16 protein-coding genes are annotated in these 15,771 nt (G+C 45.6%); 8 read left to right on the forward strand and 8 right to left on the reverse strand.

The features are described 5' to 3' along the window. Window positions 1-92 precede the first annotated feature (92 nt). The 3 genes from thiE to cidR are packed head-to-tail and all read right to left on the reverse strand — an operon-like array spanning window position 93 to window position 2,489. On the reverse strand, window positions 93-761 hold the full coding sequence (thiE, locus tag SB658_RS16630) for a thiamine phosphate synthase (protein WP_029318655.1): 669 nt from the start codon (window positions 759-761) through the stop codon (window positions 93-95). Continuing rightward, entirely contained in the window at window positions 758-1,576 is an 819-nt protein-coding gene (gene thiM / locus SB658_RS16635; protein WP_029726196.1) for a hydroxyethylthiazole kinase, read from the reverse strand. The genes thiE and thiM overlap by 4 nt, the downstream gene beginning before the upstream one ends. Window positions 1,577-1,583: 7 nt before the next feature. Then, window positions 1,584-2,489 carry a cidABC operon transcriptional activator CidR gene (gene cidR / locus SB658_RS16640; protein ID WP_015250931.1) on the reverse strand — a complete coding sequence of 302 codons (906 nt, stop codon included), beginning with the start codon at window positions 2,487-2,489 and terminating at the stop codon, window positions 1,584-1,586. A gap of 105 nt (window positions 2,490-2,594) precedes the next feature. On the opposite strand from cidR, the gene SB658_RS16645 reads away from it, so the two are divergent. The 4 genes from SB658_RS16645 (at window position 2,595) to SB658_RS16660 (ending at window position 5,177) form a co-directional block, all read left to right on the forward strand. After that, window positions 2,595-2,981, forward strand: a complete 387-nt coding sequence (locus tag SB658_RS16645) for a CidA/LrgA family holin-like protein (RefSeq protein WP_003227375.1) — start codon at window positions 2,595-2,597, stop codon at window positions 2,979-2,981. Then, window positions 2,963-3,640, forward strand: a complete 678-nt coding sequence (locus tag SB658_RS16650) for a CidB/LrgB family autolysis modulator (protein ID WP_003227371.1) — start codon at window positions 2,963-2,965, stop codon at window positions 3,638-3,640. The genes SB658_RS16645 and SB658_RS16650 overlap by 19 nt, the downstream gene beginning before the upstream one ends. A gap of 103 nt (window positions 3,641-3,743) precedes the next feature. Further along, on the forward strand, window positions 3,744-4,946 hold the full coding sequence (locus SB658_RS16655; RefSeq protein ID WP_015250930.1) for an MFS transporter: 1,203 nt from the start codon (window positions 3,744-3,746) through the stop codon (window positions 4,944-4,946). 33 nt (window positions 4,947-4,979) lie between these two features. Continuing rightward, window positions 4,980-5,177, forward strand: a complete 198-nt coding sequence (locus SB658_RS16660; RefSeq protein ID WP_015385004.1) for a YwbE family protein — start codon at window positions 4,980-4,982, stop codon at window positions 5,175-5,177. 33 nt (window positions 5,178-5,210) lie between these two features. Here SB658_RS16660 and SB658_RS16665 read toward each other — a convergent pair whose 3' ends face one another. Then, window positions 5,211-6,398, reverse strand: coding sequence for a class I SAM-dependent rRNA methyltransferase (locus SB658_RS16665; protein ID WP_038428011.1), 1,188 nt, complete (start codon window positions 6,396-6,398; stop codon window positions 5,211-5,213). 120 nt (window positions 6,399-6,518) lie between these two features. On the opposite strand from SB658_RS16665, the gene glxA reads away from it, so the two are divergent. Next, complete coding sequence (glxA, locus tag SB658_RS16670; protein WP_003227362.1) at window positions 6,519-6,899, forward strand: glyoxalase GlxA; 381 nt, start codon at window positions 6,519-6,521, stop codon at window positions 6,897-6,899. A gap of 37 nt (window positions 6,900-6,936) precedes the next feature. Here glxA and SB658_RS16675 read toward each other — a convergent pair whose 3' ends face one another. Next, window positions 6,937-7,614 carry a DUF2711 domain-containing protein gene (locus SB658_RS16675; RefSeq protein ID WP_003242887.1) on the reverse strand — a complete coding sequence of 226 codons (678 nt, stop codon included), beginning with the start codon at window positions 7,612-7,614 and terminating at the stop codon, window positions 6,937-6,939. Window positions 7,615-7,690: 76 nt separating this feature from the next. Beyond that, window positions 7,691-9,025: a PTS cellobiose transporter subunit IIC gene (gene celB, locus SB658_RS16680; protein ID WP_003242539.1), complete on the reverse strand. Its 1,335-nt coding sequence runs from the start codon at window positions 9,023-9,025 to the stop codon at window positions 7,691-7,693. A 227-nt stretch (window positions 9,026-9,252) separates the two neighbouring features. Between celB and epr the strand changes: the two genes are divergently transcribed. The 3 genes from epr (at window position 9,253) to sacY (ending at window position 13,893) form a co-directional block, all read left to right on the forward strand. Beyond that, window positions 9,253-11,190, forward strand: coding sequence for a minor protease Epr (gene epr, locus SB658_RS16685; RefSeq protein ID WP_003243950.1), 1,938 nt, complete (start codon window positions 9,253-9,255; stop codon window positions 11,188-11,190). Window positions 11,191-11,617: 427 nt separating this feature from the next. Then, window positions 11,618-12,997 (forward strand): SacY negative regulator SacX, encoded by a 1,380-nt coding sequence (sacX, locus tag SB658_RS16690; protein ID WP_003243800.1) that lies wholly within the window; start codon window positions 11,618-11,620, stop codon window positions 12,995-12,997. Between the two features lie 53 nt (window positions 12,998-13,050). Beyond that, window positions 13,051-13,893 carry a transcription antiterminator SacY gene (sacY, locus tag SB658_RS16695; RefSeq protein WP_003244589.1) on the forward strand — a complete coding sequence of 281 codons (843 nt, stop codon included), beginning with the start codon at window positions 13,051-13,053 and terminating at the stop codon, window positions 13,891-13,893. A gap of 50 nt (window positions 13,894-13,943) precedes the next feature. Here sacY and SB658_RS16700 read toward each other — a convergent pair whose 3' ends face one another. Further along, on the reverse strand, window positions 13,944-14,804 hold the full coding sequence (locus SB658_RS16700; RefSeq protein ID WP_003242748.1) for a glycosyltransferase family 8 protein: 861 nt from the start codon (window positions 14,802-14,804) through the stop codon (window positions 13,944-13,946). A gap of 109 nt (window positions 14,805-14,913) precedes the next feature. Continuing rightward, entirely contained in the window at window positions 14,914-15,627 is a 714-nt protein-coding gene (locus SB658_RS16705) for a YwaF family protein (RefSeq protein ID WP_003242863.1), read from the reverse strand. Window positions 15,628-15,771: the final 144 nt, after the last annotated feature.

The following is a 15,771-nucleotide window of genomic DNA, read 5'->3' on the forward strand; positions in this document are numbered from 1 at the left end:
TTTGTCAATTAAAATTTGAAGGTCTGAAAACCTTGATGGACAGCAAAAAAGCTGTCCTTTTACAGAACAGCCTTTTGAAGGAAGATGAACGATTATCTTTTTGTTTTATATGTTTGAATTTCCTCACGAAACTTGCGTGCAGCACTCTCAGGATCTTCCGCCTGACTGATGGCGCTGATCATACTGACGCCATCGGCCCCCGCTTGGATAACAGGTGCGGCATTTTCTATTGTGATGCCGCCGATGCCGACAATTGGAATGCTGATGCCTTGGCGGCGCACTGCTTCGATAAGTGATACACCCTGTACCGCTCTCGTATCCTTTTTCGTTTCAGTCGGATAGATCGGCCCAAGCCCGACATAATCGGCTCCGTCTTCTTCAGCTTGCTTCACCTCAGACATCGTATGGGCAGAAACGCCGAGAATCATATCACCTATGGCAGCTCTTACCTCTTTCGCATTTGCGTCTTCCTGGCCGATGTGGATACCATCAGCTTTCAGCTTCAGAGCCATTTCCACATCATCATTGACAATGAACGGAATACCAGCTTCACGGCAAGCTGCCTGCGCTTTTTCAGCAAATTTAATCCGAGCCTCTCCTGTCAGCGCATCCCCGCCTTTTTCACGGAACTGGTACAGGGTGGCACCGCCTTTTAACGCTTTTTGTACAACTGTAACAGGATCGGCTTTCGTATTGTTTGACCCCATAATGAAGTATACAGATAATAACTCTTTCATCATTTCCCGAGAAATACGAGTCATGAGACAGTCACCCTTTCTATAGCCGCCCATTCTTGGACGTCTTGTTCAGTAACAGTTGAAAGCTTGTTCAGCAATTCAATCTGAAAGCTTCCAGGGCCTTTGTCAGCCGTCTGCTGTGCGGCAAGCTGAGCGGCGACCCCATACGAAGTAATGGCCGCAATAGCAGCAAACAATGGATTTTCTTCCACAGCGCAAAACGCACCGACGACGGAAGTCAGCAGGCAACCGGCGCCTGTCACTTTTGTCAGCAGCTTGTGGCCGTTATGAAGGGTGTATACATGTGACGTGTCGGCTATGACATCAACTTCACCAGTTATCGCAATGACCGTGTTTAGCTTTTGTGCCGCCTGCTGAGCCAGCCGGATGATGTCGCCTCCGCCTTCACCCGCATCAACACCTTTGATCAGCCAATCCGTCACACCGACGGTATGGGCAATTTCCGCCGCATTTCCTCTGATTGCAGCAAGGCGAACCTCACGAATGATGTCACGTGCCGATTCAGTTCGGAACGGTGTTGCTCCGGCACCGACAGGATCAAGAATGACGGGAACGCCATGTTCATTAGCTGATTTTCCCGCGATGATCATCGCTTCGACTGACTCCTTGCTCAGCGTCCCGATATTTAAAACGAGTGCACCCGCAATCTTCGCCATATCGGCGACCTCTTCTTTTGCGTACGCCATAACGGGCGATGCGCCGAGGGCGAGCAGGCCGTTTGCTGTGAAATTCGTTACGACATTGTTGGTTATGCTATGCACCAGTGGGCTATGCCGGCGGACAGCCGTAAGACATTTCGCTGCTGATTGTGCATCCATGTTTGCATCATCCTTTACTTTCTTTTTTCGGGTCCCATAAATACGATTTCGTATGTTCGAGCCAAGCTCTGGCGGCAAACGACAAGTACCTGTCCTTTCTCCAAATAATGGCGAGGTGCCAAGGGATGACCGGATCGACAAGCGGAATGACTTTCACTTTTTCCGGGTCAAGGCCGCGGCAGATCCGTTCCGGCAAAAGCCCGATCCCAAGGTTTGCTGATACCATCTCACTGATAAAATCCCATTGTGATGTTTCATAAATGATATGGGGCCGGAACCCAGCCTTGATACATTCCGTCATAATTCGGTTGTGCAGGACAAAATCCTCCCTGAAGAAAATAAAAGGCTCGTCCTTCAACTCACGCAGCTGACATTCTTTCTCATCAGCCAGCCGGTGGGAAGGGTGAACGACAAGCATTAAGGTTTCTTTTACGATTGTAAACGAATGAAAGATATCTTCGTTTGCGGGAAGGACCACAACGCCGATATCAAGAGAGCCGTCCCCGACACCTTCTTGGACTTTTATAGAACCGTCTTCGACTAGCTGAAAGGTGACATTCGGATAGTTTTCACGGAAATCGCCGAGCACTCTGGGGAAAAACCCCGATCCAATCATCGGCGGCAGTCCAATCCGTACGTGTCCTTTCTTGACTTCCATAATATCATTTAATTCTGACGTCAGGTTTTGAAATGATTTAATGATTTCCTGCGCCTGCACATACATGCTATGACCAGCATCAGTCAGTTCCACCTGCCTGCCGTTTCGGTAAAACAGTTCAATTCCGAGCTCTTCTTCTAAATTTTTGATCATTTTTGATATCGTCGGCTGAGAAACATAAAGGGATTGGGAAGCCTTCGTAAAGCTTTTTAATCGGGCGACTTCCAGAAAATATGTTAAATGGCGGATATCCATGTGCTTCACCCTTTCTATAGACAAAAGGAATACTTCTTATTCTTTATATATATTTTACCTATAGCGCTAGCTTATGTACAATATGAATATAAGGGAGGCATCAATATGAAAAAACTGTTGCTAACCGTTATTCAAATCGCTCTGTTATTTATATTTGCTCGGCTGATTAATTGGGTGACAGCCCTTCTTCATATAAATATTCCCGGCAGTATAATTGGGATTGTGATTCTTTTCACATTATTACACTTTAACATTATCAAGCTTGAATGGATCGAGCTTGGTGCAGCGTGGCTTCTCGGGGAGCTGCTTTTATTTTTTATCCCGTCTGCCGTCGGAGTGATTGAATACGGAGACATTATGTCGAAATTTGGTGTCAGCATTCTGCTTGTTGTCATCATCAGCACGTTTGTCGTGATGGTGTCTACAGGAACGCTTACACAACTCATTGCAAAGAGAAAGGAGAAAAAGCATACGTGTTCATCGGAATTGTAAGTTTGTTTTTAACGGTTTTGGTGTATTTAGGAGCAAAAAAGGTATATCAACGCTTTCCGCGTGTTTATACGTCGCCGCTATTGGTGACGCCCGCTGTGTTAGTCGGTCTGCTGCTGCTGGTGAATGTCCCGTACGAGTCCTATAATCTCGGCGGCGGATTGCTGACCGATATGCTACAGCCGGCCACCGTGGCATTCGCGATCCCGCTATATAAATATTTCCCTGTTTTAAAGAAATACGCAGTGGAAATTATTTTGAATGTGGCCGTCGGTTCATGCATCGCGATTATTTCTACCGCTCTTATTGCGAAATGGCTTCACCTCGGCACCGGCTTAATTGACAGCCTCGTCCCGCGATCAGTGACAACGCCGATCGCGATGAACGTATCTGAAATGATCGGCGGAATGCCTGCCGTCACAGCCGTGTTTGTGATTTTAACCGCTTTGCTCGGCACAGTGATCGGCCCGATGGTCATCCGCTATTTCCGTATTGATAACGAAATCGCGCGGGGCGTGCTGCTAGGCACAAGCGCACACGGAGCGGGAACGTCAAAGGCATTTGAGCTCAGCTCTGTGTCCGGCACGATTTCAAGCGTATCGATGATCTTAGCTGCGATTATGACGCTTTGCGCGGCGCCGTTTTTACTTTCATTTATGTAAAAAACTGTCCTCTCGAGGGCAGTTTTTTTATGTGCTTCCCCTTATTGAAAAGCTCGCAAATTACAATATAATGTAATTTGTGGATACCAAAGGAGGCACCTTGATGCACAACTTGCAGGTGAGACGGCATTATGCCGCGTTAAAAGGATTTTATTTGTTTGCTTTTCTCGGTACGGGCAGCATGATTCCCTTACTCAGTATGTATTTAACGAAGGAACAGCATTTAAGCGGATCACAGGTCGGCTTGATCATGTCGCTGGGCCCGATTGTGATGATTTTCTTTCAGCCGTTTTGGGGCATGCTCAGCGACTATACGCAAAAAACGAAAGGCCTGCTGGCGGTTTGCACATCAATCACAGGCATCATTGGATTAGCCTATATTGCATTTGACAGTTTCCCTCTGTTTATTTTGATTGCGGCCTGTTTTGCAGCCTTTCAAAGCACGATTATTCCACTTTCGGACAGCATTTCACTAAGGTACACACAAGAAACAAACGGCAATTATGGCGGAATCCGCCTGTTTGGTTCTCTCGGCTTCGGTGTCGCGGTGTTTGCCATGGGACAGGTGACGAACCAGCTGTACCCCATTCACGTGATCTTTATCTTTGGCTGTGCCTTTCTGTGCATTGCCGCCATATTGGCTTCACAAATGCCCGGCCAGCAGAAAACAAAAACAAAGGTCAATATCCGCAAAGGATTCCGGGAGCTTATCAGCAACAAAACTTTCCTCATCTTTATGATCATCACCTTTACGACATTTGCTCCAAACTTAGCGAACAATACGTATTTCAGTCTTTTTCTGGACAAAAGCGGCGCGTCTCTTTCCGCTATCGGCATTTTATTTTTCATCGGCGTGATTTCAGAAATACCATTTATGCGGTTTGCCCAAACATTTATAGATAAAATGGGGCTGCTCAACGTCATTATGCTGTCAGGCGGAGTCTCATTATTCAGGTGGGCGCTCTATTTCACGGCGCCTTCACTATGGATCATTTATGCGACGGTCTTTCTTCAGGGAGTGGCCATCGGTTTATTTATCCCGGCGGCGCTTCAATATGTGAAAAAGATTACCCCAAGACACGTTGAAGCGACGGCGCTGACCATGTACGCCGCCATTGGCAACGGGTTCGGCAACTGGTTCTGCACATTTGCAGGCGGGTACATTTTTGACTACGTGTCGATCTTCGCAGTCTACTTGCTTTTTGGCATTCTGAGCATAGCAGGCTTTGGCCTGACATTATATTTAATGAAGGCTGAAAAAAACAAACATACACTTCATCAGCCGGCTGTTACTTTTAAACCATAATGACTATAATGAACAAAAGAAAGGATGTGCGTTATGAACGGGCAAGAGCGAAACAGCATTTCGAAAGGGTTGCAGGTTGATATTGTATTGAAAGCAGATCAAAAAACAGGAAAACTGACGAGAGGGACAGTGAAGGATATTTTGACGAAATCAAGCTTTCATCCGCATGGCATTAAAGTCCGGCTTGAAGATGGCCGCATCGGCCGCGTCCAGCAGATCATTTCTACATAAAAAAAGCTCCCCCTGAACAGGGCAGCTTTTTCATTATTTTTTCTGCAGAAGGACCACTTTCAGGTAGTTGCCTTCCGGAAATGCCGAAATCGTTTTGAAATCCTCCGGCAGCGTAAATTCCTCAATGATGGTGTAGCGTTCGTTTGTTTCTTTAAATGCGGCATCGATAAAGCCTTTGAATTTCTTCATGCCAAAGGCGCTGCTGTTTGTAGAGGCAACAATGACACCCTTGTCAGCAGTGATGGCGATCGTTTCCTTCAGCAGGTTTTTATAATCCTTGGCCGCGCTGAAGGTGCGTTTTTTTGTGCGCGCAAAGGAAGGCGGATCGAGAATAATCAGATCAAAGCGCAAATCCTTTTTTGCAGCATATGAAAAATAGTTAAACACGTCCATCACTTTAATGTCGTGCGCTTCGTAATCCAGCTTGTTCACGCTGAATTGCTCGATCGTTTTGGCAAGACTTCGATTTGCCACGTCGACGCTTGTTGTTTTCTCCGCTCCGCCAAGCGCCGCCGCCACGGAGAATGCACCCGTATAAGAAAATGTATTTAAAACGTTTTTCCCTTTTGCATAGCGGTCTCTGATCGCCTTGCGCACATGTCTCTGATCCAAAAAGATGCCCGTCATGGCGCCTTCATTCAGATCCACCGCGTATTGAATGCCATTCTCTTGGATGATGATCGGGAACTCGCCCCTTCTCCCTTTCACGAAGTCATCATCTTCAACGTATTGTCCAGCCGTGTCGAAGCGTTTCTTCTCGTAAATCGCTTTATAGTCAAGATCCATCTCATCCAATGCGGAAATCAGCATGTCTTTAAAGGTGTAAACCCCCTTGCTGTACCATTGAATCAGCAGGTAGCCGTCATAATAGTCGATGGTGACGCCGCCGACACCGTCGCCCTCACCGTTGAACAGGCGGAAAGCTGTTGTATCTTGAGCCTCAAATAGTTTGGCGCGCGCTTGGGCCGCTTTTGTTAATTTGGTGAGAAAAAATGCCTGGTCAACCTGTTCATGTTTATTGCGGGTAAGCGTCCAGCCGACCCCTTTGTTTTGCAGGCCATAATAGCCCCGCGCGAGAAACTCGCCGCTCTCAGACACGATATCAACGAGGTCTCCTTCTTTCATGTGCCCCGCACTCCCTGCGAGAGCTTCTTTTTCGATAAGGGGATAGCCTTTTTTGATTTTGGCAGCGTGTGCTTTCTTTAGGGTGAGTAGCTTCATATATGTCGTCCTCTTTCCGTTTGCTTTCTCTTATCGTACCACAAAACGCCAAGATGTCTGCATTGACAGAAAGGAAAGGTTTTTCTACGATAGACAAAAAGAGTTTCGAGGAGGAGCAGCATGCCAAAACGAATTGACCATACAGGCATCATGGTAAGAGATATTAACGCGTCCATCACATTTTATGAAGAGGTACTAGGCATGAAATTGAAGGATCGCATCACTCACACGAACGGTGTAATCGAGCTTGCTTTTCTTGGCTTTGAAGACGGCCCGGAAACAGAAATTGAACTGATTCAAGGCTACAGCAGCGAGCTTCCCGCTGAAGGAAAAGTGCACCACATTGCCCTGCTGACGGATGACATCGCGGCTGAATATACAAAAGCGGAAAAAATGAACGCAAAATTTATCGACGAGGAGATCACAACACTTCCAAACGGATACCGTTATTTCTATATCGAAGGCCCTGACGGTGAGTGGATTGAGTTCTTTCAGCGGTAAAAATAAAGAACGTACATTTTGTGATGTACGTTCTTTTTTATCTATACCAACTGATATACGTTGACTCATCGCAAATCATAGCTTCCCAGCCCATACGCTCAACCAATTCATGGATGTTTTTATCTTTGGCTAAAAAGACATTAATGAATGAGTCATATACACTCATAAACACAAAATCCATTTTCTCATCAGTTAAAACGAGCTCTGTTGCGGCTTCATCAAGAACCGTCCGCAAGTTGGCTTCAGTTATGTCCAAAACGCCGCGGTTTTCCACAATCGGTTCTGCGTAATAAAACCGATTGGATCCGTTCGCACCTAATACCTTTACCAAACTCGGAATATGAAAATTTGAAATATGATCCTCACTGGGATAATAGAGGTCTCCATTTATGTTTTCATGTAACACCTCAGCCAAATCCTCTCTCGCGAACTCGTCCCTTAAAGCGCCTATCGACGTCATTAAAGCCAGCGCCAGCTCAGCATGTGTTTGAAAGCCGCAAGAAGACATAACCTTCTTCCAGGAAACAGCCTTGCCTATTCCTCTTATTTCATTATCGTTTGGATAAATATGTTCATAATCATTTTTTCTTTTTGCATTCTCCCATCCTTCAGGCATTTGGATAAAAGGAGAAAAGATAAGAGCAGCAGATGAGTATTCAACTGGTACTTGTTGTAAGATTGGTGATTCGTCATCTAACCATATATAATCTAGCATGCGCACCTCCTTTACATATTCTAACATTCCTTTCGTTTGAAAGAGATGATCAGCCCTATGACAGGCTGATCATCTATCACATCACATTTTTATCCCCAGATTCAACCGCACTCTCTTCCCGCCATTTTTGATGATCCCATATTCTGAAAAACGGATAGTAGATAGCACAGGTGATCAGCAGATTTACCAGCTGCATAACTGCGCCCGACACCTTTCCGCCTGTCGCCAGGTAACCTGATATGAGCGGCGGCATCGTCCATGGCACCGCGATTCCGGCCGGTCTTGCCACCAGCCCGGTGCTCATGCCGATATAAGTCGCGGTAATCGTGAGGAGCGGTGCGATGATAAATGGGACAATAAGGAGGGGATTCATGACAATCGGCATGCCGAAAATGATCGGCTCGTTGATATTAAATAGCGCAGGGCCGATTCCTAATCGTCCAAGCTGCTTCATTTGTTTGCTGCGGGAGCGCACAAGCATCGTCAGGACAAGCGCCAGCGTCGCCCCGCTTCCGCCGACATTGATCCAAATTTGAAAAAACTGAGTCGTAAAAATACTCGGCAGCGCCTCGCCTGCTTGGAAGGCGAGACGGTTGGCATCCATCGCGCCGTACCAAATCGGCGCCATGATTCCGCCAATGATGGAAGCCCCGTGAATCCCGCACGACCAAAGCAGCATCTGCACAAATTCAGCGATCAGGCTTCCGCCGAGACTGCCGCCAAGGATGGAAAGCGGTGTGCCAAGCAGGTCTCCTACGACATTGTGCAGACTCTGAAAAGGTGTCATTTCAATCAGAAGACGCGCCAGCCATACGAGAAGCACAATGATAAAGCCGGGAATCAGCGCGACAAATGATTTGCTTACCGCAGGCGGCACACCGTCTGGCATTTTGAAGACGATATTTTTTTGAATAATGTACCGATAGATTTCGGTTGAAAACAAGGCGATCAGCATGGCGACAAATAAGCCCTTGCTGCCGAGCAGCGTGATCGGGATTCCGCCCCCTACCATGATGGACTCCGTTGAGCCATGCGGTGTAAACGGCACCTCAAACGGTGTTGCCAGCAGAAATGCGGCAATTGAAATCGCTCCGGCAGAAAGGGCATCGACACCATAGCTTTCTGCCAGCCGATAGGCGATCCCAAAAGCGGCAATCATCGCCATAATATCAAACGAAGCGTTAACAGGATATCCGAGCTTATCGGCCCACTCGTTCCCAAACACACTCGCCATGAAATCAGCATACCCCGGAATCGGCAAGCTCGTTAAAATCAAGAAGACAGACCCGATAATAATCAGCGGCATGGTCAGGATAATTCCGTCACGCAAAGCGCTGAGATGCCGCTGCCCGGCAATTTTCCCGGCGACAGGCATTATTTTTTCCTCCATCACCCGAGTGAATGTGCTCATCTTAAAAACCCCCTTTTCTCATTGCTTTGTGAACAACCTCCGCAATGTTTTCTTTATCTTATTTTGAAAACGCTTACAAATTCATTTGGAAAATTTCCTCTTCATGCGGAAAAAATCTGCATTTTGCTAAACAACCCTGCCCATGAAAAATTTTTTCCTTCTTACTATTAATCTCTCTTTTTTTCTCCGATATATATATCAAACATCATAGAAAAAGGAGATGAATCATGAAAAACATGTCTTGCAAACTTGTTGTATCAGTCACTCTGTTTTTCAGTTTTCTCACCATAGGCCCTCTCGCTCATGCGCAAAACAGCAGCGAGAAAGAGGTTATTGTGGTTTATAAAAACAAGGCCGGAAAGGAAACCATCCTGGACAGTGATGCTGATGTTGAACAGCAGTATAAGCATCTTCCCGCGGTAGCGGTCACAGCAGACCAGGAGACAGTAAAAGAATTAAAGCAGGATCCTGATATTTTGTATGTAGAAAACAACGTATCATTTACCGCAGCAGACAGCACGGATTTCAAAGTGCTGTCAGACGGCACTGACACCTCTGACAACTTTGAGCAATGGAACCTTGAGCCCATTCAGGTGAAACAGGCTTGGAAGGCAGGACTGACAGGAAAAAATATCAAAATTGCCGTCATTGACAGCGGGATCTCCCCCCACGATGACCTGTCGATTGCCGGCGGGTATTCAGCTGTCAGTTATACCTCTTCTTACAAAGATGATAACGGCCACGGAACACATGTCGCAGGGATTATCGGAGCCAAGCATAACGGCTACGGAATTGACGGCATCGCACCGGAAGCACAAATATACGCGGTTAAAGCGCTTGATCAGAACGGCTCGGGGGATCTTCAAAGTCTTCTCCAAGGAATTGACTGGTCGATCGCAAACAGGATGGACATCGTCAATATGAGCCTTGGCACGACGTCAGACAGCAAAATCCTTCATGACGCCGTGAACAAAGCATATGAACAAGGTGTTCTGCTTGTTGCCGCAAGCGGTAACGACGGAAACGGCAAGCCAGTGAATTATCCGGCGGCATACAGCAGTGTCGTTGCGGTTTCAGCAACAAACGAAAAGAATCAGCTTGCCTCCTTTTCAACAACTGGAGATGAAGTTGAATTTTCAGCACCGGGGACAAACATCACAAGCACTTACTTAAACCAGTATTATGCAACGGGAAGCGGAACATCCCAAGCGACACCGCACGCCGCTGCCATGTTTGCCTTGTTAAAACAGCGTGATCCTGCCGAGACAAACGTCCAGCTTCGCGAGGAAATGCGGAAAAACATCGTTGATCTTGGTACCGCAGGCCGCGATCAGCAATTTGGCTACGGCTTAATCCAGTATAAAGCACAGGCAACAGATTCAGCGTACGCGGCAGCAGAGCAAGCGGTGAAAAAAGCGGAACAAACAAAAGCACAAATCGATATCAACAAAGCGCGAGAACTCATCAGCCAGCTGCCGAACTCCGACGCCAAAACTGCCCTGCACAAAAGACTGGATAAAGTACAGTCATACAGAAATGTAAAAGATGCGAAAGACAAAGTCGCAAAGGCAGAAAAATATAAAACACAGCAAACCGTTGACACAGCACAAACTGCCATCAACAAGCTGCCAAACGGAACAGACAAAAAGAACCTTCAAAAACGCTTAGACCAAGTAAAACGATACATCGCGTCAAAGCAAGCGAAAGACAAAGTTGCGAAAGCGGAAAAAAGCAAAAAGAAAACAGATGTGGACAGCGCACAATCAGCAATTGGCAAGCTGCCTGCAAGTTCAGAAAAAACGTCCCTGCAGAAACGCCTTAACAAAGTGAAGAGCACCAATTTGAAGACGGCACAGCAATCCGTATCTGCGGCTGAAAAGAAATCAACTGATGCAAATGCGGCAAAAGCACAATCAGCCGTCAATCAGCTTCAAGCAGGCAAGGACAAAACGGCATTGCAAAAACGGTTAGACAAAGTGAAGAAAAAGGTGGCGGCGGCTGAAGCAAAAAAAGTGGAAACTGCAAAGGCAAAAGTGAAGAAAGCGGAAAAAGACAAAACAAAGAAATCAAAGACATCCGCTCAGTCTGCAGTGAATCAATTAAAAGCATCCAATGAAAAAACAAAGCTGCAAAAACGGCTGAACGCCGTCAAACCGAAAAAGTAACCAAAAACCTTTAAGATTTGCATTCCAAGTCTTAAAGGTTTTTTTCATTCTAAGAACACCACACACAACCTTTTTCCCATCCATTGTACAGGCTTTTCATACTATTGCTATACAGCCATGAACAGCATAAAATGAACGTTATTACAGTTATCACCACATATGGCGGGATTGTGACTGGGCAGGCAGGCAAGACCCAATGATGCAAAGGGAGTATTAATGCCTAAAAAACAGGGCATTTTAACTCTTCTTTTCGTGTTGGGCTCATAACGGCGCCTTGGACAACCCCCTATTCTCATGCTCCGTCGTCGACGCGGGCATTTTTGTCATTTTCAGCCGGTATTTCTCACTTTTTTCATTTTGATTGTCAACTTTTCATTTGATACGATGAACAAGCCGACTTTTCTTCAGCAAAGGAGGTTTTAATTGCTTGCATAAAGAGATTGCAAAAGAATTACTGCTGCTCGCAGGAGGAAAAAACAATATTATCAGCATCAGCCATTGTACGACCCGTCTTCGTTTTGATGTAAAGGACGAGACGAAAATTGATATACATGCCATTGAGAACCTGCAAGGTGTGCAGGGCACCTTTTTCCGCTATGGGCTTTTCCAGATTATCTTCGGAGCAGGCGTCGTCAACAAAATATATAAAGAAGTCGTTCATGTATGGGAGACCGCGCCTTCTGAAGAGCCTGTCCACCAGAAAAAAGCCAGCCGGAAGCTGAACCCTGCCGCAGCTTTTGCGAAAACACTGTCCGATATTTTTGTGCCGATTATTCCGGCAATAACAGCAAGCGGCCTGCTCATGGGGCTGATCGGCATGATTAAGGTGTTTCATTGGTTCGCTGCCGGCAGCCCATGGATTAAAATGCTCGACCTCGTGTCCAGCACAGCCTTTATTTTACTGCCGATTTTAGTCGGCTTCAGTGCTGCACGGCAATTTGGCAGCAACCCATACCTAGGGGCAGTGATTGCAGGGCTTTTGACGCATCCTGATCTGCTGGACCCGTCTATGCTCGGCAGCAAAACCCCGTCTTCTTTAGACATATGGGGGCTTCATATCCCAATGATGGGCTATCAGGGTTCCATGATACCGATTCTTCTTTCCGTTTTTGTCATGAGCAAAATTGAGAAGCTATTAAAATCGATTGTGCCGAAGTCGCTTGATGTCGTGATCATTCCCTTTATTACGGTCATGGTGACAGGGTGCCTCGCGCTGATTGTGATGAATCCCGCCGCGTCCATCATCGGCCAGATCATGACACAATCGATCGTCTATATTTATGATCACGCCGGCATTGCTGCCGGAGCTCTTTTCGGCGGCATCTACTCCACCATCGTCCTATCTGGATTGCATCATAGCTTTTATGCAATTGAGGCAACGCTGCTTGCTAATCCGCATGTCGGTGTCAACTTTTTAGTGCCGATATGGTCGATGGCGAATGTGGCCCAAGGCGGAGCGGGGCTTGCGGTATTCCTCAAAACGAAACAATCAAGCCTGAAGAAAATTGCGCTCCCCGCTTCTCTGACCGCGTTTTTAGGCATTGTTGAGCCGATTGTATTCGGGGTAAATCTCAAATTGATCCGTCCCTTTATCGGAGCAGCCATCGGCGGTGCTATTGGCGGAGCATACGTGGTTGCGGTACAAGTTGTGGCAAATTCCTACGGACTGACAGGCATTCCGATGATTTCAATCGTGCTGCCGTTTGGCGCCGCTAATTTTGTTCATTATATGATCGGTTTCTTGATCGCAGCCGTCTCTGCTTTTATAGCTACATTGTTTCTCGGGTTTAAAGAAGAGACAGAATAACTGGATTTATTCGATTTCATTCATAAAACGGGGGATGAAAGGACAAAAAAGCTATGAAAATTAAAAGAATATTAAATCATAATGCTATCGTCGTAAAGGATCAAAATGAAGAGAAGATTCTCTTGGGTGCAGGAATTGCGTTTAACAAAAAGAAGAATGATATTGTCGATCCGTCAAAAATAGAAAAAACCTTTATCAGAAAAGATACACCTGACTATAAGCAGTTCGAAGAGATTTTAGAAACATTGCCTGAAGACCACATTCAGATTTCTGAGCAAATTATCTCTCATGCCGAAAAAGAGCTGAACATCAAAATCAACGAGCGCATTCATGTCGCTTTTTCAGACCATCTTTCTTTTGCAATTGAACGCCTGAGCAATGGGATGGTTATCAAAAATCCGCTGCTGAATGAAATCAAAGTCCTTTATCCAAAGGAGTTCCAGATCGGCTTATGGGCCAGAGCACTGATTAAAGATAAACTGGGGATTCACATTCCTGATGATGAAATCGGCAATATCGCCATGCATATCCACACAGCAAGAAACAATGCCGGCGATATGACACAAACGCTTGATATTACAACAATGATCCGTGATATTATCGAGATTATCGAAATTCAACTGTCTATTAATATCGTTGAAGATACCATCTCTTATGAAAGGCTCGTGACCCATCTCCGCTTTGCCATTCAGCATATCAAAGCAGGCGAATCCATTTACGAGCTGGACGCAGAAATGATTGACATCATTAAAGAGAAGTTTAAGGATGCCTTCCTGTGTGCCCTAAGCATCGGCACCTTTGTGAAGAAGGAATACGGCTTTGAGTTTCCTGAAAAAGAATTGTGCTACATCGCCATGCATATTCAGCGGTTCTACCAACGGTCAGTCGCACGCTGAGACAAACAAAAAACGCTTTTGATCATCTCAAAAGCGTTTTTTTATCTGATTTATTGGTTGATCGCCGGATTCCCAATCGTATTCCACTTCGTATAGGACATGTAATGGAAATACTCATCGCGATACGGATGTTTTGTATTGGAGTTCCAAGGCTTTTCTCCGCCGCAGAAGTGCACGATTGCCGGGTTTTCTCTTGTTTCATTATATTGCTTCCGCCCTAACAGAGTCGATGGGGTTTTCAGCTTTAACATGATATAGGTTTGAGCGTTCCAGCGCGGATGAAGTTCATACCACTGATCATACAAGATCGCATTCAGTGCATCTTGGTCATGCAGCACAAGAAAGTCTTCGTCTGGGTGTTCATTGATAAAGTTGATGACTTTTTCTGTGATGTTTTGCTTTCTCCAAGACTCAAAATCAATAATCATGATACCTGAGTTAAAATACTTCCCTGTATCAGTGACGTTCATTTCTTTCAGGCGTTCATGCTGCCCCGCATCCTCAACAGCGGCTACGGTGTATGGCGCAATGTCTAAGTCCCATAGCTTAGAAATATCCTCTAGGACAAGCGCATCACAATCGATGTAAATCATTCGTTTGATGCTTTCATCCTTAATTAAGTCGGGAATCGAAATGCGGTAATACGCGGCTTTTGTAATATGGCTGCTCTCAACCGCATGTTCATACATGTTGGTATCCACTTCTAAAAACTCAATCGGCACTCCGAATTTCAAAGTGGTTTCTTCCAGTCTTTTTTTGTTATCAGGCTTAATTCCGCCATCAATGACGTATAATTTTACCTCTCTCTCCTGATCCATGTTAGTCAATAAAGAAACGAACATCCCACCTAAATGACGAGCATAATTATCATCTGCGCATGATACGATATGCATGATTTCATCTTTCCTCAATGGTATTCATCTCCCTTTTTGTTGTACAAGTTACATACCCTTTTTCAAAAAAATAAACACGTTCTCCGACATTTTTTTAAACAGAATGTGTGATACAACAAAAAAGGTGTCATTTTTTGAAGATGCGATAAAGCCAATAAAGAATGAAAAAGCTTGCGATTGTGATGGCTTCAGCCGAGACGATATACCACGGCCATGGCCCGAGAACATCTAAGAGAGAGGAACCGCCCGGTTTTTTCGTCAAATACATATAATTCGCGCCAAGCCAGCGATCAATCAGAAAAATACAGACGCCGTACACATTAACAAGCAGGACTGTCACCCATAACGAGCGCTGGCCCATTCTGTAGGTGCCAATCACAGCCATCAGCAGACAGGATAAAAACACAGACCCGTGAGAAATAAAAAAGAGGATATATCGGATATGCGGAAATGAAAACATACCGAGGTCAGGAGTGGCAAGAGCCTGAATCGAACTGCCGATGCCGACAAAAAACAAAAACACAAACAGCTTTCTGCTTTTTGTCACTAACATAATAGCTGACAAATACACCGACAGGTCACTAAGCTGGAGAGGCAATGAAGTGCGCACCGACCACCTGTCCGTGGCGACCATCCATATTTGATAGCCGATTTGCGAACCAAGCAAAAGAAACACAAACAGAGAACGCAAAAACCGGCTGGCCCTCGGCTGCTTGACCTCATCTTGGAACAAAAACAACAGAATGGCCAAAAGGGAGATAATCGCTAACGTCACTACATGCTCTGTCGAAAACAGATGAAACGGATCATGCTTATAGTCGGATTGAACATATTTTTGCAAAACTGCACCCCCGTTTTCGGGTTTTTGTTTATTTTGGCGTTGTTTGGGCTTTTTTTATTCAACCGATATATGGGCTTGAAGTTCACACCAGACTCTGTTAAAATTCGTTTCATAGCTAATGATTCTGATAATTTAAGGCAGGCC

The organism is Bacillus sp. SIMBA_008, assembly GCF_046535495.1.
GTDB classification, from domain to species: Bacteria; Bacillota; Bacilli; order Bacillales; family Bacillaceae; genus Bacillus; species Bacillus subtilis.